Annotated in this window: 8 protein-coding genes; 6 read left to right on the forward strand and 2 right to left on the reverse strand. The window is 62.5% G+C overall.

Going from position 1 to position 20,477, the window contains the following annotated elements; translation table 11 throughout:
• Positions 1-7 precede the first annotated feature (7 nt).
• The 3 genes from HU806_RS06425 to HU806_RS06435 are packed head-to-tail and all read left to right on the forward strand — an operon-like array spanning position 8 to position 14,459.
• Entirely contained in the window at positions 8-9,040 is a 9,033-nt protein-coding gene (locus HU806_RS06425) for a non-ribosomal peptide synthetase (RefSeq protein ID WP_186610589.1), read from the forward strand.
• A complete protein-coding gene (locus HU806_RS06430) occupies positions 9,037-12,819 on the forward strand; it encodes a non-ribosomal peptide synthetase (protein ID WP_186610590.1) in 3,783 nt (1,260 codons plus the stop codon). The genes HU806_RS06425 and HU806_RS06430 overlap by 4 nt, the downstream gene beginning before the upstream one ends.
• Positions 12,816-14,459: a cyclic peptide export ABC transporter gene (locus tag HU806_RS06435; protein WP_186610591.1), complete on the forward strand. Its 1,644-nt coding sequence runs from the start codon at positions 12,816-12,818 to the stop codon at positions 14,457-14,459. Before HU806_RS06430 ends, HU806_RS06435 begins: the two co-directional genes overlap by 4 nt.
• Before the next feature lie 9 nt (positions 14,460-14,468).
• Here the strand turns inward: HU806_RS06435 and fhuF are convergent, their stop codons facing one another.
• Positions 14,469-15,206: a siderophore-iron reductase FhuF gene (fhuF, locus tag HU806_RS06440; protein WP_186610592.1), complete on the reverse strand. Its 738-nt coding sequence runs from the start codon at positions 15,204-15,206 to the stop codon at positions 14,469-14,471.
• A 198-nt stretch (positions 15,207-15,404) separates the two neighbouring features.
• Between fhuF and HU806_RS06445 the strand changes: the two genes are divergently transcribed.
• Positions 15,405-15,620 carry an MbtH family protein gene (locus HU806_RS06445; RefSeq protein ID WP_186610593.1) on the forward strand — a complete coding sequence of 72 codons (216 nt, stop codon included), beginning with the start codon at positions 15,405-15,407 and terminating at the stop codon, positions 15,618-15,620.
• A 35-nt stretch (positions 15,621-15,655) separates the two neighbouring features.
• A complete protein-coding gene (locus HU806_RS06450) occupies positions 15,656-17,086 on the forward strand; it encodes a diaminobutyrate--2-oxoglutarate transaminase (protein WP_186610594.1) in 1,431 nt (476 codons plus the stop codon).
• 315 nt (positions 17,087-17,401) lie between these two features.
• On the opposite strand, the gene HU806_RS06455 is transcribed toward HU806_RS06450, so the two are convergent.
• Positions 17,402-18,715: an SDR family oxidoreductase gene (locus tag HU806_RS06455; RefSeq protein WP_186610595.1), complete on the reverse strand. Its 1,314-nt coding sequence runs from the start codon at positions 18,713-18,715 to the stop codon at positions 17,402-17,404.
• A 151-nt stretch (positions 18,716-18,866) separates the two neighbouring features.
• On the opposite strand from HU806_RS06455, the gene treA reads away from it, so the two are divergent.
• A complete protein-coding gene (gene treA, locus HU806_RS06460) occupies positions 18,867-20,471 on the forward strand; it encodes an alpha,alpha-trehalase TreA (RefSeq protein WP_186610596.1) in 1,605 nt (534 codons plus the stop codon).
• Positions 20,472-20,477 lie beyond the last annotated feature (6 nt).

Below are 20,477 nucleotides of genomic sequence, written 5' to 3' on the forward strand. Positions count from 1 at the left end.
GAGTACGATGACGCAACAAGCTTTCCTGGAGATTGCGCAGCGGCTGGCATCCTTGCCCGCAGACAAAAAAAAGCTCTTTCGCCAGCGCCTGGCGGAGAAGGGCATCGACAGCTGGCGCCTGCCGATCGTCCCCACCGTACTCGGCGGGGGCGAGCATACGCCGCTGGCGCAGGCTCAGCGCCGCTTCCTGTCGGCTGAAGCCCTGAGCAACCGAGCCCTTTACAATCTGTGCTCGGTGCTGCGTTTTGACGGACGCCTGGACGGCGAGCGTTTGCAACAGGCGATGCAGCAAGTTGTCGACCGCCACCAGACGCTGCGCACTCGCTACACCACGGAGGCGGATGGACAGTTGCGGCCTCATTGCGTGCCACAGCACGTGCCGTTGCCTTCTGTCGAGCGGTTGACAATGGCAGCGTCCGAGCATGAGCGATGGTGCGCCGATGAGTACGCCCGCCAACTCGCCGAACCCTTTGACCTGGCGCAGTCGACCCCTTGGCGCTGGCAAGCGTTCAGCGATGCCCAGGAGCAATCCACCTGGCTGTTTTTCACTATCCACCACGTCGCTTATGACGCCTGGTCCGCCCAACAACTCACCCTTGAACTGGCCGAGGTCTATCGGGCGCTCGCCTCGAACGAGCCGACCGTGCTGCCGGAACTGAGCATTCAGTACGCCGATTACGCCGCGTGGGAACGCGAGTGGCTGGACAGCGAAAGCTGCCGGGAACAGATCGCTTTCTGGCGCGAGCAACTGGTGGATGCACCGGCACCGCTGGCATTGCCACTGGACCGGCCGCGCCCCGCGGCCCCGCAACGTCGCCATAGCGGCGCGGTCTTGGCCCGGGAACTCTCGCCGCAACTGACAGCGGCGGTCGAGACGGCGATTCGCAACCAAGGGGTGACGCTGTATATCTACGGCTTGACGGCCTTCAGCTGCCTGCTCTCGCGCTACAGCGGAGAGACTGACCTGTGCCTGGGCACTTCGGCGGCCCAACGTGATCGGCCGGAACTGGCGCCGTTGATTGGCCCGTTGCTCAATACCCTGGTGATCCGCCAGCGCCTGCAAGACAACCCGGACTTTGGCAGCGCTTTGCTGCGCACCCGTGACACCGTCGCGGCCGCGTTCGACCACCAACAGTTACCCTTCGAAAATATGCTTGAAAGTCTTGAGCGTCCGCGTTCGAGCCCGCTGTTCCAAGTGATGTTCGTCCAGGTTGATTTGCCCGAAAGTCGCACCCTGGCCTTGCCCGGTGTCGCGGTCGAGGTGCTTGACCCGCCGCAACGTCATGCGCGCTTCGACTTGACGCTGCGCATCGTACGTACTGCAGACGCGCGGCTGCGCTGTGAGCTGGAGTACAGCGACGAGTTGTTCGACGCGTCCACAATTGATCAGATGCAGGACGACCTGCTGGCGATTCTCCAGGATGCTTCGCAGCACCCGCAGCGGCGCCTGTCGGATCTGCAACTGGTTTCTCGACCCAGCGAATTGCGAGGACCAGCCCTGGATTGGACCCCGTTGCCGTTGGACCAGCAAGTACTGCACTGGGCTACGCATACGCCGACCGCCGAAGCTTTATGCGGCCTGGAGCAGACCATCGATTACGCTACGCTCGGCGTGGCCACTCGATCATTGGCCAAGCGCCTGGCCGGGCAGGGTATTGGCCCAGGGCAAGTGGTCGGGCTGTGCATGCCGCGCTGCGCTGAACAGTTGCTGGCAACGCTGGCCTGTTGGCAGCGCGGCGCGATTTGCCTGTTCCTGGACCCGGCGCAACCGGCCCGGCGACTCGCGCAGCTATTGCAAGACAGCGGCGCGAGCCTGTGGGTGACCTTGGCGCAAGCGCCTGAAACAGGTGTTGGCATCCCGCGCTTGGTGGTAAGCGCGGCCGAATGGTCGGTCGATGCGGGTGTCGGCGAGGCCGAAAGCCTCAGCCAGCCGCAGTTGCCTGCCTATCTGATCTACACCTCGGGCTCGACCGGCCAACCCAAAGGTGTGCTGGTCACCCATGCCAACCTCGCGCATTACGCCAGTGCAATTGGCCAGCGCTTGCAGGCCAGGCCGGGCAGCCGTTGGGCGACGTTGGCGACGGTCGCCGCGGATCTGGGGTTGACGTCCGTTTTCGCCGCGCTCGCGGCTGGCGACCCGCTGGTCCTGCCGCCAGCGTCGTTGACCTTCGATCCGCCCGGCTGGGCTGACTTCCTCGATCAGTATCCGGTGGATTGCCTGAAGATCGCGCCTTCGCATTTGCGCGGCTTGCTGGCCTTGGATGACGCCCGGCGCGTATTGCCAAGGGAAATATTGATCCTCGGTGGCGAGGGTTTCGATCAGGCCTTGTTCGCCAAGGTGCACGAGTTGGCGCCGCAGTTGCGCATCTTCAATCACTATGGCCCGTCGGAAACCACGGTCGGCGTGATCTGTGGAGAAGTCTTCGGGACCGATGCGTTCGAATCGGGCCAGTATTTGCCGTTGGGCCAGCCGCTGTCCGGCTGTGAATTGCGCATTGTCGATGGCAATGACAGGTCCGTACCGGTCGGTGTCGTCGGTGAGCTGTTGATCGGTGGTCCGCAGGTCGCACAAGGCTACCTGGGTCAGCCTGAGTTGACCGCGCGTGCGTTCGGTTGCACCGCCCAGGGACAGCGCTTTTATCGCAGCGGTGATCGGGTTCGCCTGGATCGTAGCGGGCGCCTGGTATTCCTCGGGCGCCAGGACGATCAGGTGAAGATTCGGGGGTTCCGTGTCGAGCCGGGCGAGGTCAGCGCCTGGCTCAACGCCCAGCCTCAGGTGCGTGAAAGTGCGGTGCTCGCCTGCGAGGTGAAAGGGCGCAGGCAACTGGTGGCGTATTTCACCCTTGGGATCAGCCCTTCGATAACCAGCGAAGCCTTGGCGATGCTGCAAGCCGAGGCCAAGCGCCAACTGCCGAAACACATGGTGCCTGCCCATTGGGTGGAGCTGGACACCTTGCCGCTGACCGCCAATGGCAAGCTCGACCGGCGTGCATTGCCCGAGCCGGCGACGGATGAGCCGACCGGTGAAGCCGCCGAACAGCCGAGCGGCGCGACCGAACAGCGTCTGGCGCAACTGTGGTGCCAGATTCTTGGTTGCACTCAAGTCGGACGCGGGGACGATTTTTTCGCCCTCGGCGCAGACTCGATTCTCAGCTTGCAATTGATCGGCCTGGCTTCCAGGGAAGGGCTCAAGCTGCAACCGCGCGATGTCTTGCAGTACCCGACACTGGCGGCCATGGCGCTGTGCATCGACTGCCGCGCCGAGCCCGCCTTGCTTGTGGTTCTGACGGCCTTCCGCGAGCTGCTCGGCCAACCCGCGCTGGGAGCGGATGCGGATTTTTTTGCCATGGGCGGCGATTCGATTCTCAGCCTGCAATTGATCGCGCGCTTGCGTCAGGCCAATCTGCGCCTGATGCCCCGGCAACTGCTGGAAAACCCAAGTCCTCGGCAATTGGCCAAGGTGCTTGCGGCTGCCGTGGTGCCCGTCGTTGCGACTGCCGACCCGAACGAGCTCGCGGGGCAACCACAACCGTTGTCTCATGCCCAGCAACGGGTGTGGTTCATGCAACAGCTCGACCCGGCTGAAACCGCCTACAACGTCACTCAATTGCTGGCCTTGCGCGGTGATCTGGATGTGTCTCGTCTGCAACGCGCTTGCCAGGCGCTGGTGGCGCGGCATGAGGCATTGCGGTGCCGCTTTTTCGAAGAGCAGGGGCAGGTCTGGCAGCGCCTGGATGATAAGACCGCGCCGCTGTTCAACGTTCATGACATCGGCGGCCTGACTGATTCCGAGCAGGATGCGGCCATCGCCAGCGCCGCCAAGCGTGCGTTCGACCTCACGCAGGGTCCATTGCTGGCCATTGACGTGTTTCGGGTTGCGCCCGGTGACTACCGCCTGCTGTTCAATGTGCACCATATTGCCGTGGACGGTTGGTCCATGGGCTTGTTGGTCCAGGACCTGACGTCGCTCTATCAGGACCGGACGCTGCCGCCGGCAACCGGTTTGCTGCCGTTGATCAACGAACAGCGGCAGCGGCTGGAAGGGGAACACGGCAGGGCGTTGCTGGCTTATTGGCAGGAGCGCCTGGAAGGCCTGGGCAACGAGCCCCTGGAACTGCCCGGCCAATCCACACGGCCAGCAGCGCAGGCGTACGCCGGCGCGCGGGACGAGTTTGTCTTGCCCGGCGCGCTGAGTGCCGCGGTCGAGGCGCGAGCCAGGGCGTTTGGGGTCACGCCATTCGTACTGTATTTCGCTGCTTATCAATTGCTGCTCTGGCGCCACGGCGGACGCAACGACTTCGCCGTCGGTGTTCCAGTGGCCGGACGTGAGTCGGCAGAGAGCCAGGCGTTGGTCGGTTTGTTCGTCAACACGCTGGCGCACCGGGTGCAAATCGATGGCCGCGAGAGCCTGCAATCGTTTGTCCAGGCCCTGAGCGGGAAAGTGACCGAGGACCTGGCCCATCAAGCGCTGCCGTTCGAGCGGTTGCTGGACGTCCTGGATGTCGAGCGCAGTCTGGATCGCACGCCTGTGTTCCAGACGATGTTCAACTATCAGGTCGATCATCAGGATTCCCGCAGCCTGAAGCTGCCTGGCATCAATGCGCAGGCGTTGGCATTGCCGGGCGGGGTAGTGAGCGCCAAATTTGACTTGACCTTCAACCTGTTCACCCGGGGGCGCGGCGCCGAGGCCAGTGCCCACTTGATCGTCGAATACGCGACGGCGTTGTTGCCTTTGGACACCGTCCAGCGGTTGGTGGAGGATTACGAGGCGTTACTTGCCAGCCTGACGGGTCTCGATCTTCACGCTCGTTTGCTGGAAATCCCGTTGCGTTCCGTTGCGACCGTGGCAACCGCGGGCAAGGTCGTGGGCCTGCAAGACGAAGCGGATTTCGTGACGCGTTTTGAAGGGCAGGCCGCTGTGCATCCCGAGCGCATCGCCGTGTATTGCGCCAGTCGCCAATTGACTTACGCCGCGCTGGATGCCCAAGCCAACCGCCTGGCTCGCTGGCTACTGGCCCAGGGTGTCGGGCCTGAATCACTGGTCGCTTTTTGCTTGCCCCGGGATGAACGACTACTAGTGTGCATGCTGGGTATCCAGAAGGCCGGCGCCGCTTACCTGCCCCTCGACACGGCCCATCCGCCTGCTCGCCAGGCGCAGATTCTCAACCGAGCGCAGCCGCACTTGCTGCTCTGCGATTCGCTCACGACCGATTGGCCTGCCCAGGTGCGCGGGTGCGTATGGGCGGACCTGCCGCTGGCGCAATTCGCGGCACAGGCGCCGGGATTGCCGAGAAATCTTCGGCAGTTGGCCTACACCCTCTACACCTCGGGCTCGACCGGCCAACCGAAGGGCGTGCAGATCAGTCGCGGCAACTTCGCCAACTTCCTCCTCGCCATGGAGCAGGCGCTGCCATTGGCAAACGTGCAGCGTTACCTGGCCTTGACCACGGTTACCTTCGACATTTGTGGCCTGGAGCTGTGCCTGCCGCTGGTGCGTGGCGGCGCGGTCGTCCTCGCCGACGATGAAGAACGCCAGGATCCGCTGCTGCTCGCGCGCTTGATCGAGCAAAGCAACGTCGACCTGATCCAGGCCACGCCGGCTACCTGGGCGATGTTGCTGCAAGGCAATCGCCAGGTGCTCAAGGGGTGCGTTGCCCTGGCCGGTGGCGAGGCACTGTCGGCCGAATTGGCGAACGAGCTGAAGCAGTGCGTGGCGCAACTGATCAACGTCTATGGCCCGACCGAGACCACGGTATGGTCGACCCACGCGCCGATCGATGCGCTGCAATTGCCGGTGGCGCCGATTGGCCGACCGCTGCTCAACACGCGCTGTCATGTTCTCGACGAACACCTGTGCGAAGTGCCTCCAGGCTGCGTGGGTGAACTCTATATCGCCGGCGACGGTCTGGCCCGGGGTTACGCCGGGCAGCCGGGGCTGACCGCCGAGCGTTTCATTGCCGACCCATTCGGTGGCCATGGCAGTCGTTTGTACCGCACCGGCGATCTGGCGCGCTGGCAACCCGACGGGCAGCTGTATTACCTCGGGCGTACCGATGACCAGATCAAGTTGCGCGGGTATCGCATCGAACTGGGAGAAATCGAGGCCGTCCTGCTTAGCCATCCCAACGTTCTGCAAGCGGTCGTGGCCGTGCAAGGCGAGCATCTGGCGGCTTTCTGGGTCGCGGAGGCTGAAAACGCACCTGGCGAGGCGGCTGTGCGCGACTATTTGCAGACACGTCTGCCGATCTACATGTTGCCGACGCACCTGCAAGCGCTGGAGCGGCTGCCGCTCAACACTAATGGCAAGGTCGATCGCAAGCAATTGCCACGCCTGCAAGCGGTGACTGACAGTGCACCAGCGACCGAGCGCGCATTGTCGGCCAGCGAGGCCCTGCTGACGCAGATCTGGATTTCGGTGCTGGACGTACGACACGTGCCGGTCGATGGCCATTTCTTCCAGCTGGGCGGGCATTCGCTGATGGCCGCGCAGGTGCGTGGGCGCCTGCGTGAGCAGGGCTTTGACGTGCCACTGCGCTGGCTGTTCGAAACGCCGGTGCTGGCGCAACTGGCGGAGCGAATTGAGGAATTTGCGGGTCAGCGGAATCTGGAATCGCTGACAATTCCAACGGTTGACCAGCGACTCGACCAGCCATTGTCATCGGCGCAACAACGGGTCTGGTTGATGCAGCAGCTGGATCTGGCCGACAGTAGTTTCAACATGAGCAGCAATGTTCGTTTGCGTGGGCAACTCGACGCCCAGGCTCTGGAACGTTCGCTGCAGCGGCTGGTGGATCGCCATGCGATCCTGCGTACCACCTATCATCAGCGCGGCGGCGAGCTACGCCAGCGGATCCACCCGCAATTGGCGGTGGCCTTGCAAAGCCTGGCATCGAGTGAGCCCCAGTGGCCCGTCGATGCCCGTGACATGGCGCTGCGACCGTTCGATCTCGGCAGTGAGGCGTCGCTGCGGGTCGTCCTGTATCGCCTCGGCGAACAGGATCATGTGCTGCAAATGGTCATGCATCACATTGCTTCCGATGGCTGGTCCGGCGCTGTGTTGGTCGATGAGCTGATCGAAGGCTACGAGGCTTACAGCAGGGGCGTGCTACCGACCCAGGAAGCGTTGCCGATCCAATATGTCGACTATGCCGTATGGCAAGGTTCGGCCGCGGTCCAGTTGCGTCAGCGCGAAGGCCTGGATTTCTGGCGTCGGACCCTGGCGGGCGTTCCCGCGCAGGTTCCATTGCCATTCGATTTTCCGCGTCCGGAGCGTGACAGCGGTGCCGGGGCAGCCGTGGATTTCCAACTGTCCGTCGCCACGGTTGGTCGGCTGAAGACCTTCGCCAGGGACAGCGGGACTTCGCCGTTCATGTTGCTGCTGACGTGCTATGCCGCCGTGCTGCAACGCGAGACGCAAGGCCGCGACCTGGTCATCGGCACGGACGTGGCGAACCGCGACCATCCGGCCACCGAGTCGCTGATCGGCTTCTTCGTCAATTTGCTGGCCTTGCGTATTCGCCTGCAACCGGAGTTGAGCTTCCGTGAGCAGGCGCTGCAAGTCCGGGAAGTCTGCCTGCAAGCGTTCGCCTGGCAGGACACGCCGTTCGAACAGGTCGTGGAGTGCCTCGAGCTGCCGCGCGTCGCCAATGTCCATCCGCTGTTGCAGACCTTGTTCGTGCTCGACAACACACCACGTCAGCGGCGCCAGCTGGGCGATCTGCAGGTCGAACCGCTGGCCGGCGAGCAACACCATTCCAAGTTCGACATGGCCTTGTTCGCCAGCGAAGACGGCGAGTCGATCAGCTTGCGTTGGGTCTATCGCACCAGCCTGTTCCGTCAGGCCACCGTCGAGCGTTTGCGCGAGGCCTTCGAGTCGCTGCTGGAGATGGTCCTCGGCGCGCCGGACAACCCCATCGATACCTTGATTCCGACTGTAAAGGGAGCTGCCGCAATGTCCACGGACAACCCGCTGCAACGCAAAATGAGCAAATTGGGCAAGATGCGCCAGGGCGGATCGGCGGCGACCCGTGAGCCCATCGAGGCCCGGCCGCTGCGAGAGGACTCGACGTTTCCTTTGCTGGTCTCGCTGCGTGACCGTGAGTTGGCCCCGGCCATCTGGGCCGAAGCCAACCGCGACAAGGTCGAACAGTGGCTGCGCGAGCATGGCGGCATTCTGTTCCGTGGCTTCGATCTGCCGACACCGGCCGACTTCGAGGCATTCTGCCAGGCGCTGTGTCCGCAACTGTATGGACAGTACGGCGACCTGCCGAAGAAAGAAGGCGGCAAGAACATCTACAAGTCCACGCCATACCCCAAGGACCGGATGATCCTGTTTCATAACGAAAGCGCGCATCAGCACCGCTGGCCCCGCCGCCAGTGGTTCTACTGCGAGACACCCGCGACGTCCGGTGGCGCAACGCCGATCGTCGACAGCCGCCAGGTCTACCGCGAACTGCCAGCGTGGTTGCAGGCAAGCCTGCGGCGCAAACAACTGATGTATGTGCGCAATTTCAGCACCAGCCTGGACGTCAGCTGGCAGCATTTCTTCCAGACCGAAAATCGGGACGAGGTCGAGCGGATCTGCCGTGAGAGCAACATCGAATTCCAATGGCGCGGCGCCAACGACCTGTATACCCGCCAGGTTTGCCCGGCGGTGATTCTGCATCCATTGACGGACGAAGAGAGCTTCTTCAACCAGATCCAGCTGTACCACCCGGCGTTTCTCGATGCCGATATCCGCGAGCAGTTCTTGCGTGATGGTGAGGCGGCCATGCCAAGGCAGGTGTTCTACGGTGACGGCTCGGAACTCGAGCCGGCGGCCATCGAAGCCATCAATGCTGCATATGACCGCTGTGCCGTGCGTTTCGACTGGCAACAAGGTGATGTGGTCATGCTCGATAACATGCTCGCGGCGCACGCCCGGGATCCGTTCGAAGGCGAACGAAAAATTGTCGTGGCCATGGGTGAAATCTATGCCCGCCACCAGGTAATGGCTGCCCCAGCGCAGACCGAAGAGAATTCCGCAGAGTTGACCCCATGATGGATCTTGGACTGACACTTTCACCGCAACAGAAGCAACTGGCCCAGGCCAATCCGCAAGCCTGGCGCTGGGTGCGCATGCGATTGGCGGGCGTGCCCGAGGGCACCGTCGAGCAACGGCTGCGCGACGGCCTGGCGCAGCATCAGGCGTTGCGCCTGCGTTATGAGCGCCCGCTGGGCGCCACGGGGTTGCGCCAACGGGTGATCGAGCCTCATTCGCTGCAGCTGGACTGGCGCCATGGGCGGGCATGCGACGGCCATGCTGCGCAAGGGTGGCTTGAAGAGGCCCAGCGTCGTTGCCACGCCGAACAACCCGACATTCTCGCCTGGCTGCTCGATGATCACCTGCTGTTGGCGATCCCGGTCTACTCGCTGGACCAGCGCAGCATAATCGGCTTGCAGCAGCACATGCTGGGTTGTGCCGCAGCGCTTGGCGACGAGCCCATGCAGTACGCTGACTACGCCGAGTGGATCAATGGCCTGCAATTGGATGAAGACGCTGAGCAGGGCGCGCAGTTCTGGCGCAACCTGGCCTTGCAGGATGTCCCAGGCATGCGTCTGGTCGAACGCTACGGCGTCGCCAGCGGCAGTCACGCGGTTGTCCGCGAGGAACTGGCGCAGACCCTGCCCGCACTGCTGACGGAACTGGCTGATCGTGAAGGCGTGGCGGTGGAACAACTGGTCTTGGCTGCCTGGGGATCCTTGCTCGGCAGGCTCAACGGACAGCAGCAGGGCCAGCTCGGTTTGCAGCATGATCCTCGGGACAACTACGAGGAGTTGTCCGGTGCCTATGGGGTGTTCGAGCAGACCTTGCCGATGGTGGTGCAGATGTCCGAGCACAGCACCCTGATCAATCTGGCCCGGCAATTGTCCCGGCAATTGGAGAGTGCCGTCGACTGGCAGGAATACGTCGGCCAGGCGCAGCTGTTGCCTGAGTGGCGTGCCAGTTTCCAGACCGGGCTGCGTGTCTTGCAGGTGTCACGACTGGATGCGTTGCAGTGGTTGTCTTTCGACACACCGGTCGAATTGCAACTGCAATTGACCCTTGATGGCCATGGCAACGGCGCGTTGGCGCTGGCCTACGATCAGGGTCTGTATCGCGAAGGGCAGGTGCAGGCGCTGCTCCGGCGTTTTGCCCATTGGCTCGGCCAACTGGTGCAGCATCCCAACGGGCTCATTGACAGCGTTGACGCGCGCCTGCCTGAGGAGTTGCTGGCGTCGTCGGCGCGTCCGGCCCTTGAATCGGATCTCGACATCGTTGCGACCTTGCGCCAGCACGCCCGGGCACACCCGGATCGACCGGCGCTGCGTTATGCCGAGCAGATATTTTCCTACGCTGAACTGGATGCCCTGAGTGATCGTGTCGCCGGCAGCCTGGGTCAGGCCGGCGTGGGCCGCGAGCAGGTGGTTGGGCTCTACCTGCCGCGTGGTGCGCAGATGCTGATTGCGATGCTCGCCTGTTTCAAGGCAGGTGCCGCCTATCTGCCGTTGGATCCTCAACAACCACCGCTGCGTCTGGCCGGCATACTCGACGATGCCCAACCGGCGTTGTTGTTGCATCTGGATGACTTGCCACCGGAAACGTCGGTGCAGACCCTGTGCTGGTCGCAGGCAAGCAACGGACCGGCGTTCGATGCGCCGGTCCCCGGCACGGCGCAAGACTTGGCCTACGTGCTCTATACCTCGGGCACCAGCGGCAAACCCAAAGGCGTGCAGATCGAACAGGGGCAATTGCGTCACTACGCCACCCAAGTAACCCGCGCCCTGCAGTTGCCCGAGGGCGGGCATTACGGGTTGGTGTCTTCGTTGCTAGCGGACCTGGGCAATACCGTGCTGTTCCCGGCCTGGCTGCAGGGCGGTTGCGTGCATGTACTCGCACAGTCGACGGTGACCGACGCACAGGCCTTTGCCGAAGAGCTTCGGCGTTACCCGTTGGACGTGCTGAAAATCGTCCCGTCGCACCTCGAAGCCTTGATGGGCGAGCAGGCTGCCGATGTGCTTCCACGTCAAGTCCTGGTGTTGGGCGGCGAGCCGATTGGCGAGGCGCTGCTGACACGTCTGGCACAGGCTGAATCGACCTGCCGTCTTTACAACCACTACGGTCCGACGGAGACCACCGTCGGTGTGTTGTGGCGGGCAATCGATCTGGAGCAAGGCGGGAGCGGTTGCGCGTTGAGCCAGGTGCTGGGTGATAACCGCGTTCATTTGCTCGACGAGCAGCAACGGCCGGTGCCATCCGGTCAGGCTGGTGAGCTATGCATCAGTGGCGCCAGCGTCGGCAGGGGTTATGTAGGCGATGTCGGCGGCGGTGCCTTCGGTGTCGATCCTGCCAGCGGCAATCGTCTGTACCGTACCGGCGACCTGGCCTTGCGCCAGGCCGACGGGGCTTTGCGCATTTTGGGGCGCAACGATCAGCAGGTGAAAATCCGCGGGTTCCGCCTTGAGTTGGCGGAGGTCGAGCAAGCGATGCTGGCTCAGCCTGGCATCTTACAGGCCGCTGTGCTGTTGGACGGTGAAGGTGATCACGGGCGGTTGTTGGCCTTTGTGGTTAGCGATGACGCCCACTGGCAAGGAACGGATCAACTGCGCGCCTGCCTGGCTCGCCAGTTGCCGGACTACATGCTGCCCAGCGGTATCTTTGCCTTGAAGGCCATGCCGCTGAACAGCAACGGCAAGCTCGACCGCAAGAGCCTGCTCGAACGCGCCCGGCAACGCTTGCAGCATACCCGCGTGGCGCCAGTTGGCGAGCTGGAGACAGCCGTCCTCGGCATCTGGTGCGATGTGCTGGGCGTTGACGACCTCGGCGTGACCGACAACTTCTTCAACGTCGGCGGACATTCGCTGGCGGCGATCAAAGTGGTGTCGCTGATCCGCGAACAACTGGGCCTCAACCTGCCGACCAACCTGCTGTTCGAACGGCATACGGTGCGCGATCTTGTCCGAGGCCTGGGCGAGGTCGGTGGCGGTCCGTGGAAAGTCCTGAACGATGCCGATCCGCATGCGCCGGCCTTGTTGCTGGTGCATGGCGCGCAAGGGCATCTGCAGGCGTACCAACCGCTGGTCGATAACCTGCGCGGCGAAGTCGCGGTGTTTGGCCTCTCCGCCGTTGAAGACGGCTGGACCCACGGGAATATGGACGCGCTGTTGCGGCAATACGTGGCGAGTATCCCGGCGCGGCTCAAACAGCGCCCGTTAGTGTTGTTGGGTTGGAGCCTGGCCGCACGCCTGGCCTTGCTGCTGGTGCCGCATCTGCAAGCCAGTGGCTTTAGCGTCGAAGGGCTGGTGGTGCTCGATCACGATGCTCAGCGTAGCCTGGCCGGCGAGGGCGATGAAGCCGGGCAGTTGATCGCCGATTTCGCTTTTTATTGCCGCAGCCACGCGCAGCCGCTCGGCGAGTCGCTAAGGGAGCGGTTGACGGGCCTGTTGGCCGGCCTTGACTATGCCGAGGGTGTCGCCCGGTTGCTCGACGATGAGCAGGTGCGCGCTCACTTGCAGTGGGAGGCAGCCGACGCAGAATTACTGGCGTTGATGGCGCAATATCGCGCGATCAAGACCCGCTTGTACGAGCAGGCCTTGCCGACCGTCGATGTGCCGGTCTGGCTCTGGCGCGGTAATGCCCATGGGGATTTACGCGCGCAGTGGCAACGCCATGCTCGCCAACCTGTCAGCCAGTGGACATTGGACGTGGGGCATCATGAGATGCTCGGCGACCCGCGATTGGTCGAACACCTGCTGCCTTTACTGTTGCAAACCTCTGCCAAGGTGGTGCCGGTCCCATGATGTTATTGAAAGAACTGCTGCATAACGCGCGATGGCGCATTTTCCTCGCGGTGCTGAGCAGTGCCTTGAGCGCGGCCACCAGTATTGGCCTGATCGGCTACATCAACCGCTGCCTGGAGCAAGGCCTGGACGACCTCGGTCGCGGCGTGCTGCTGTTCGGTGGCCTGCTGGTCCTGTTGTTCATCAGCGGTGTCACCTCGCAGTGGTTGCTGGTGCAGATCGGCCATCGCCTGGTGTATCAACTACGCCTGCGGCTGGTGGGCAAGGTACTGGGAACCACGCTGGAACGCATCGAGCGGCTCGGCAGCCCGCGTATCTACAACGCGCTGACCAAAGACGTGACCACTGTCGCCACGGCGTTCAAGCAGTTGCCGATTTCCTTGTACAACGGCTTGCTGCTATTGGCGGGATTGGCCTACATGGCCTGGTTGAGCCTGCCGTTCTTTGTCCTGACGCTGGCAGTGATCGCCGCTGGCGTTGGTCTCGATGTGTTGCTGGGGCGCAAGGTCAAGACCTTGATGCAGGCCGTCCGGCAGCAGGACGACCAGTTGGCCGAGCAGTTCGAAGCCACGATCCAGGGGCGCTGCGAATTGGGCCTGAGCCGGGAGCGCCGGCACTTGCTCTATCAACACAAGCTCGAACCCATCGCGCGGGCCTCGCTGGACGCATCGGTACGCGCCGATACGCTGTGGGCGGTGAACCTCAACTGGACGACGCTGCTGGTGTTCATGTTGATCGGCACACTGTTTTTCCTCGGCCAGGGGTTGGGGTTGCTCAACCAGCAGGTGGTGGTCGGCTACGTGTTGGCGATCATGTTCCTGCGCACGCCGATCTCGATGATCCTCGACGCCATTCCCGCGGTCATACGTGGTCATGTCGCCTTGCAGGCCATCGACGCCCTGGCATTGGGCGAGACGGTGGAGTTCAAGACCCCCGCACAAGCGGCGCAACCTTTCCGCGAACTGCGTCTGTCGGACGTGCGCTACCGCTATGCCGGCAAGAACGACGAGTTTGCGTTTGAGCTGGGACCGATCGACCTGACGATTCGCCGCGGCGAGCTGATTTTCATCGTGGGGGGCAACGGCAGCGGCAAATCGACCCTGGCCAAGCTGCTGACTGGGCTCTACGTGCCCGCGTCCGGAGAGATTTCACTCAATGGTGTAGCGCTTGATGCCAGCACCAGTGAATGGCACCGGGAACATTTCGCCGCCATCTTTGCCGACTTCTACCTGTTCGCTGACGTGCTGGGCGAGGCGGGCGACCATGAAGGGCTTGAGGCACGAGTGGATCATTATCTTGAGCGCCTCGGATTGGCCCACAAGGTCGAATTTGCCGCCGGACGGTTGTCGACCACGGCCTTGTCCCAGGGCCAACGCAAACGCCTGGCCTTGCTGTTGCTGATGATGGAAGGCCGTGAAGTGTTCCTGCTCGACGAATGGGCTGCGGACCAGGATCCGGTCTTTCGCCATGTGTTCTACAACGAGCTGTTGCCCGAGCTGAAAGCGGCCGGCAAGACCGTGATCGCCATCACCCACGACGATCGCTATTTCGACGTGGCGGATCGGGTCTATCGGCTCGATTACGGCCACCTCGTCGATTACGACCGGGCCACGGAGAACCCTTTTCAGTTGGTCAACTGATGGGGGCACTCAGCCGTGCTGGTCCTGCCGCTTGGATTCATCGAGTGGGCAACTGCTGCAATAGCCGACACCGGGAAGACGGTAGCGAATGCAGCAGATGCGCCTCAGGCGCTGCGGTTCGTCCTCGCCGATGTCTTGGTACCGCACGGGCGCGAACAGAGGGTTGCGCCGGCCTTCGGGACGTAGCCGGGCAGTGAGGATTTCCCTGGCCGGCAGGGTGCTGAAGGCATCAGCCAGGGGGTGCAGTTCGATCCGCGTGGTGACGAACTCAAAGGTGTTGGCGGCGTTGCTCCAGAACAACCGGGGCGATGCCCGGCTGACACTGGCAAGGATCTCGATGACGGGTTCCAGATGGCATTCGACGAGCGTATGGAACCGCTCGAAGGCCGTGCACTGGAGGAGTATCTGGCCATCGTCGCGCAAATGCAGGGCTTGCGGCCTGGCGTCATCGCCGAGTTTCAGGCCGACATCAGCCAGGGCGAGCGGCAGGTCCCGTTGCTGGAGCAGGTTGGCGGCCATCACTGGCGCCAGGAAGGTACTGAAATACCACTTGGACCACAGCGACACCAAGGCCAGACGCTCATCGGTCTTGTAGCGTGCCAGCAGATCGTCGACGAATGCACTGAACGTCTCGTGCTGGAAGAACACGGCGGCCTGTAGATCGGTGCGCGGATGGCTGCGCAGTTGCAGTTTTTCTTCAAAGGCAGCGAGCGGCCCGGTGAACAGCGGAGCAAGGCTGGGAATCATTGACTCATCCGTGACCGCGAATTGAGAGAGGTTATCGTTCAGAGGGGCGAAGTATAAACAGCGCACAACCGTCTTGCGACTGCTCGTCGACATTGAAATATGCGAGCAACGTAAGATTTTTAAAATATTAATGAGAATCGCTACCATTAGTATTGTATCGTAGCGACCTTTCCCGCCATGCCAATCAAGGAGCAAGCAATGAGTTTGGATAGCCCGGATACGCGGTTTCTGGTTGTAGTCAATGAAGAAGAGCAGTACTCGATATGGCCGGACTACCGCAGCGTCCCCGACGGCTGGCGCACCGTGGACATGCAGGGCAGCAAGGAAGAGTGCCTGGCTTATATCGAGAAAGTCTGGACTGACATGCGCCCGCTAAGCCTGCGTCAGGCCATGCAGGTACAAGGACAGGGCTGATCGCCCACAACCGAGTGGTTACTCAGGGAGTCAAAATGGAAAGTGTCCAGCCCCGTTCATCCTCCAGCGCAACCTTCACGCTGGAGCAGTTCCGCCAACAAGCGCCGCGTGAACTGAACACCAACCCGTATCTGCAACGCCAGGCGGCCCGGGAGTCGAATGCTCGTTCCTACCCGCGGCGCATTCCGTTGGCCTTGCAAGAAGCCCATGGTCTATATGTGCGTGATACCCAAGGCCAATTGTTCATGGACTGCCTCGCTGGCGCGGGGACATTGGCGCTGGGTCATAACCATCCGGCGGCCATCGCGGCCATGCGCCAGACACTCGATTCTGGCTTGCCCCTGCACACCCTGGACTTGACGACACCGGTCAAGGATCGTTTCGTCGAGGACCTGTTCAACGCATTGCCGGAAAATTTTGCTCGTCACGCGCGCATCCAGTTTTGCGGACCGACCGGTGCCGATGGCATCGAGGCGGCCTTGAAGCTGGCGAGAATCGCCACCGGGCGCAAGCCGATCCTGACGTTCTCCGGCGGCTATCATGGCATGACCCTCGGGACACTGAGCCTGATGGGCAACCTGGGGCCGAAACAGGCGCTGGGTTCTCTGATGGCCGACGTGCAGTTCTTGCCATATCCCTATGACTACCGCTGTCCATTCGGTATCGGCGGTGAAGCCGGTGTCGATGCCGGCCTGCATTTTATCGAACAGCTGTTGAGCGACCCGGAGTCCGGTGTGTTGCCGCCCGCGGCGGTAGTCGTGGAAGTCGTGCAAGGCGAGGGCGGGGTGATTCCGGCACCGGTACGCTGGCTCCAGGGCTTGCGTCAATTGACCCGCAAGCATGGCGTCGCACTGATCATCGATGAAGTGCAGACCGGCCTGGGGCGTACCGGCAAACTGTTTGCCTTCCAGCATGCCGACATTGAACCGGACATTCTTGTACTTTCCAAAGCCATCGGCGGCGGGCTGCCACTGGCGGTGATGGTGTATCGCGAAGAGCTGGACACCTGGAAACCCGGTGCCCATGCCGGCACGTTTCGTGGCAATCAGATGGCGATGGCCGCGGGAGCCGCGACGTTGCGCCATATCATCAGCGAAGACCTGCCAGGGCATGCCGACCTCATGGGCCAACGCCTGATGGAACAGCTGCGTCAGCTGCAGGGCGGTTACCCTTGTCTGGGCCAAGTGCGCGGCCGTGGGCTCATGGTGGGCGTGGAAATCGTCAGTGACACGCCGAGCGACAGTCGTGTGCCCCCGGCGGATTCGGCGCTGGCCCAGGCCATTCAGCGTCAATGCCTGCGTCTGGGGGTCATCCTCGAACTTGGCGGGCGCCATGGGGCCGTCGTGCGATTCCTACCCCCGTTGATCATTCAGGTCGCTGAAATCGATATGTTGGTCGAGCTGTTCCAGACGGCTTTGAACAATGCCCTGGCAGAGACCAAGGGAAGGGCGTTGCACATCGCCTGAGTTGCAGTCCGCTCAGGTCTTTCTGAAAGACCGTGGCGATGGAGTCAACCCCTCGCCATGGCCCCAATGCGGTTCATTTAAGGAGAATGACGACCCGTGGTGAGGGAGCTTGCTCCCGCTCGGCTGCGAAGCAGTCGTAAGCCGGCTGATGCGGTGTGTCTGATGTTCCGCATTTGGCAGGTTTTAGGGCCGCTTCGCGGCCCAGCGGGAGCAAGCTCCCTCGCCACGGGTTTGTCGATTGCCTTGATTGAACAGCATTACGCCATGGCCCCATTTTTTCCAGCGCTTCAGCTCACAGCAGGTGAAGTGGTCCCGTTACCCCCGACCACGCTCCCGGCCCAACGCCACCAGACAACCGCCAATCAACAGCGCCGCGCCCGCCACCAGCAAGGGTGTCGGCCGCCGTGCGGGTTTGCGCCAGCCGCCCTCTATACGCCGCTGGCCGCTGGGTGGGGCGAACAGGTTGCCCGTAGACGAAGCTAACGGCGGGCTGCGGTCCAGGCTCCGGCGTGTCAGCCAGCCGGAGAGCTGCGGGAATCCCGGCAGCAGGAAATGCGCCGCTCTGGCGAGTATCGCCGCGCTGCCGACGGTGGTGCTGGGCTTGGGGTTGAGCGCGCAGTTGACCATCGCTGCGGCGACCCGCTGCGGATCATAGACCGGAGGCGGTGGCTTGAGAGCATGCCCGGTGAAGTTGGCGCCGTCGCGAAAGCCAGGTGTATCGATGACAGCAGGATAGATATCGCAAACGTGGATATCCGGGTGTTCGCCCAATTCACCGCGCAACGCTTCGGACAAACCCCGCAACCCGTATTTGCTGGCTGAATAGGCCGCGGCATACGGCTGCGCGACCCAACTGCCCAACGACAGCGTATTGATCAGGATGCCGCGCTTTTGCGCCTTGAAATAGGGCCAGGCGACATAGGCTCCACGCAGGTAGCCGAGCAAGTCGGTTTGCAGAACCTGTTCATGCACATCGAGCGGTGTCTGCTCGAAACTGCCCACCGCGCCCACGCCGGCGTTGTTGATCCAGATGTCGATGCGACCATCACCGAACGTCGCGGCCTCGGCCGCCAAGGCCTGCATCTGCTCGCCACGGGTGACGTCGGTGCACACCGCCAACGCAGTGGCACCTTGTGCCTGGCATTCGTTGACCACCTCAGCGAGCGCGACACGATCGCGTGCCGCCAGGACCAGACGCGCGCCTTGCCGGGCAAACGCCTGGGCGGCTGCGCGGCCGATCCCGCTGGACGCTCCGGTGATGACCACGAGTTTTTCCGCCAAGGGGGATGCCTTGGATCCCTGGGCGGGATCGGCGCGATCCTTGGGTTGTTGGGAGGGCCTGTTGGTCTCGGCGTGGATGGGCGCAAGTTTCAGACGCACACCGTCGGCCATGATCAATGTCAGGTCTTCAATCGTGCCGGCGACCCGATTGGGGTACACCGGCTCGCCCGTCGGGTCGAGCTGGTCGTAGATGAAACGTTGGCCGTCGAGCCAGCCCACCGCTGTGTTCAGCTCAGGGCCCAGGTAGTATTTTCCATCGAGGATAAAACCAGGGAAATGCGGCGCGCGCTCAAGGTCCTCGATGACGTAGCGCTCGCCGGGCTTCATGCCGGTTGCTGGGTGGATCATGGTCCATACCTCCGCTCTGTTGGTTCTGCGATAGAGAGCAGTGCACAAAGCGGGGTTCCGTCGGGGTGAGGAAAGGAAGTTCAAGTGAACCGAGGCTCATCCTTTCCGGTCAGTTATTTCTGAAAGGAATGACAAAACCATGGAGCCTCGGATGCGTCCTGTTTATCTCGCCAGCCTGTCCCTTGCCGCCGTGCTGTGCACGGCTTGTTCAAGCCAACCTCCCGCCATGTGGGGTTATGCAGACGCCCGGGATCGGGCCAACCTGCCGCCCGACCAGATCTACCCCGAGCTGTTCGAAGCCGTACAGCATGAGCAGATTTTCACTGACCAGAAGCACTTCGTCGATGCGCTGCCCAAGCGCGACCCTTCGCAGATCCGCGCCGATTACCTGGCCCGTCGCGACAGCGCCGACTTCGACCTCAACGAGTTCGTGAAAGACAACTTCATCGAATCCGGCCAAGCGCAAAGCCCGGCGTCGCAACCCGGGGCGCCGATCAAAGAGCATATCGACAACCTCTGGCCCGTGCTCAGCCGAACCTATTCCCAAGTCCCCCGATACAGCAGCCTGCTGCCGTTGCCGCAGCCATATGTGGTCCCGGGTGGACGTTTCCGGGAAATGTATTACTGGGACTCGTATTTCACCATGCTGGGGTTGGAGCGAAGCGGTAAGAACGCGCAGATTCGCCAGATGACCGACAATTTCGCCTACATGATCGACACCTATGGCCACATCCCCAATGGCAATCGCACCTACTACTTGAGCCGATCACAGCCGCCTTTTTTCGCCTACATGGTGGAACTGCAAGCGCACATCGAAGGCGATCAGGCCTACGGGCGCTACCTTCCCCAATTGCAGAAGGAATACGCCTATTGGATGGCCGGTGCGCAAGCGCTCAAGGCCGGCGAGGCCGGGAAACACGTGGTCAAGCTCGCCGATGGCAGCGTGCTCAATCGGTATTGGGACGCCAGCGCGACGCCTCGGCAGGAGTCCTGGTTGCAGGATCTCAAGACCGCCGGACAGGCGCCCGACAGGCCGCGGCAGGAAGTCTGGCGCGACCTGCGCGCCGGCGCCGAGAGCGGCTGGGATTTCAGTTCGCGCTGGTTGGACGACGACAAGAACCTGGCCACAATCCGCACTACATCTATTGCCCCGGTGGATTTGAACAGCCTGATGTATCACTTGGAACGCACCATCGCCAAGGCCTGTGAAACCATCCAGAACTCGCCGTGCACCCATGCCTACGGCCAGCGCGCCGTCCAGCGTCAACGGGCCATCGAAACGCATCTATGGAACGCCGAAGGCGGTTACTACGTCGACTACGATTGGCAGCGGAACCGGCAACGCCCGGCGCTCACCGCTGCAACGCTTTTCCCGCTCTACAGCGGCCTGGCCTCCGCCGAGCGTGCCAATCGTACGGCCGATGCGGTGCGTGAAGGCTTGTTGCGTCCGGGCGGCATTGCCACCACCCAGGTCAACAACGGTCAGCAGTGGGACGAACCCAATGGCTGGGCGCCGTTGCAGTGGGTGGCAGTCGAAGGGCTCGAGCGATATGGGCAAACCGAGCTGGCCAGGCAGATTGGCAATGGCTTCTTGCAGCAGGTCCAAGCGCTTTATGGCAAAGAGGACAAGCTGGTCGAGAAGTACGACCTATCCGGGCAAGGCGACGGTGGCGGAGGCGGTGAGTATGAATTGCAGGACGGCTTCGGCTGGACCAACGGAGTGACCTTGAAGTTATTGCAAAAATACGGCGGTTGATCCAAG

It is taken from the genome of Pseudomonas sp. SWRI154, assembly GCF_014268645.1.
Taxonomy (GTDB): Bacteria; Pseudomonadota; Gammaproteobacteria; order Pseudomonadales; family Pseudomonadaceae; genus Aquipseudomonas; species Aquipseudomonas marvdashtae.

Bases quoted from the DNA above. Each gene is read 5' to 3' on its own strand.
- HU806_RS06425 (WP_186610589.1), top strand. From the start codon at position 8: ATGACGCAACAAGCTTTCCTGGAGATTGCGCAGCGGCTGGCATCCTTG.
- HU806_RS06430 (WP_186610590.1), top strand. From the start codon at position 9,037: ATGATGGATCTTGGACTGACACTTTCACCGCAACAGAAGCAACTGGCC.
- HU806_RS06435 (WP_186610591.1), top strand. From the start codon at position 12,816: ATGATGTTATTGAAAGAACTGCTGCATAACGCGCGATGGCGCATTTTC.
- fhuF (WP_186610592.1), bottom strand. From the start codon at position 15,206: ATGATTCCCAGCCTTGCTCCGCTGTTCACCGGGCCGCTCGCTGCCTTT.
- HU806_RS06445 (WP_186610593.1), top strand. From the start codon at position 15,405: ATGAGTTTGGATAGCCCGGATACGCGGTTTCTGGTTGTAGTCAATGAA.
- HU806_RS06450 (WP_186610594.1), top strand. From the start codon at position 15,656: ATGGAAAGTGTCCAGCCCCGTTCATCCTCCAGCGCAACCTTCACGCTG.
- HU806_RS06455 (WP_186610595.1), bottom strand. From the start codon at position 18,715: ATGATCCACCCAGCAACCGGCATGAAGCCCGGCGAGCGCTACGTCATC.
- treA (WP_186610596.1), top strand. From the start codon at position 18,867: ATGCGTCCTGTTTATCTCGCCAGCCTGTCCCTTGCCGCCGTGCTGTGC.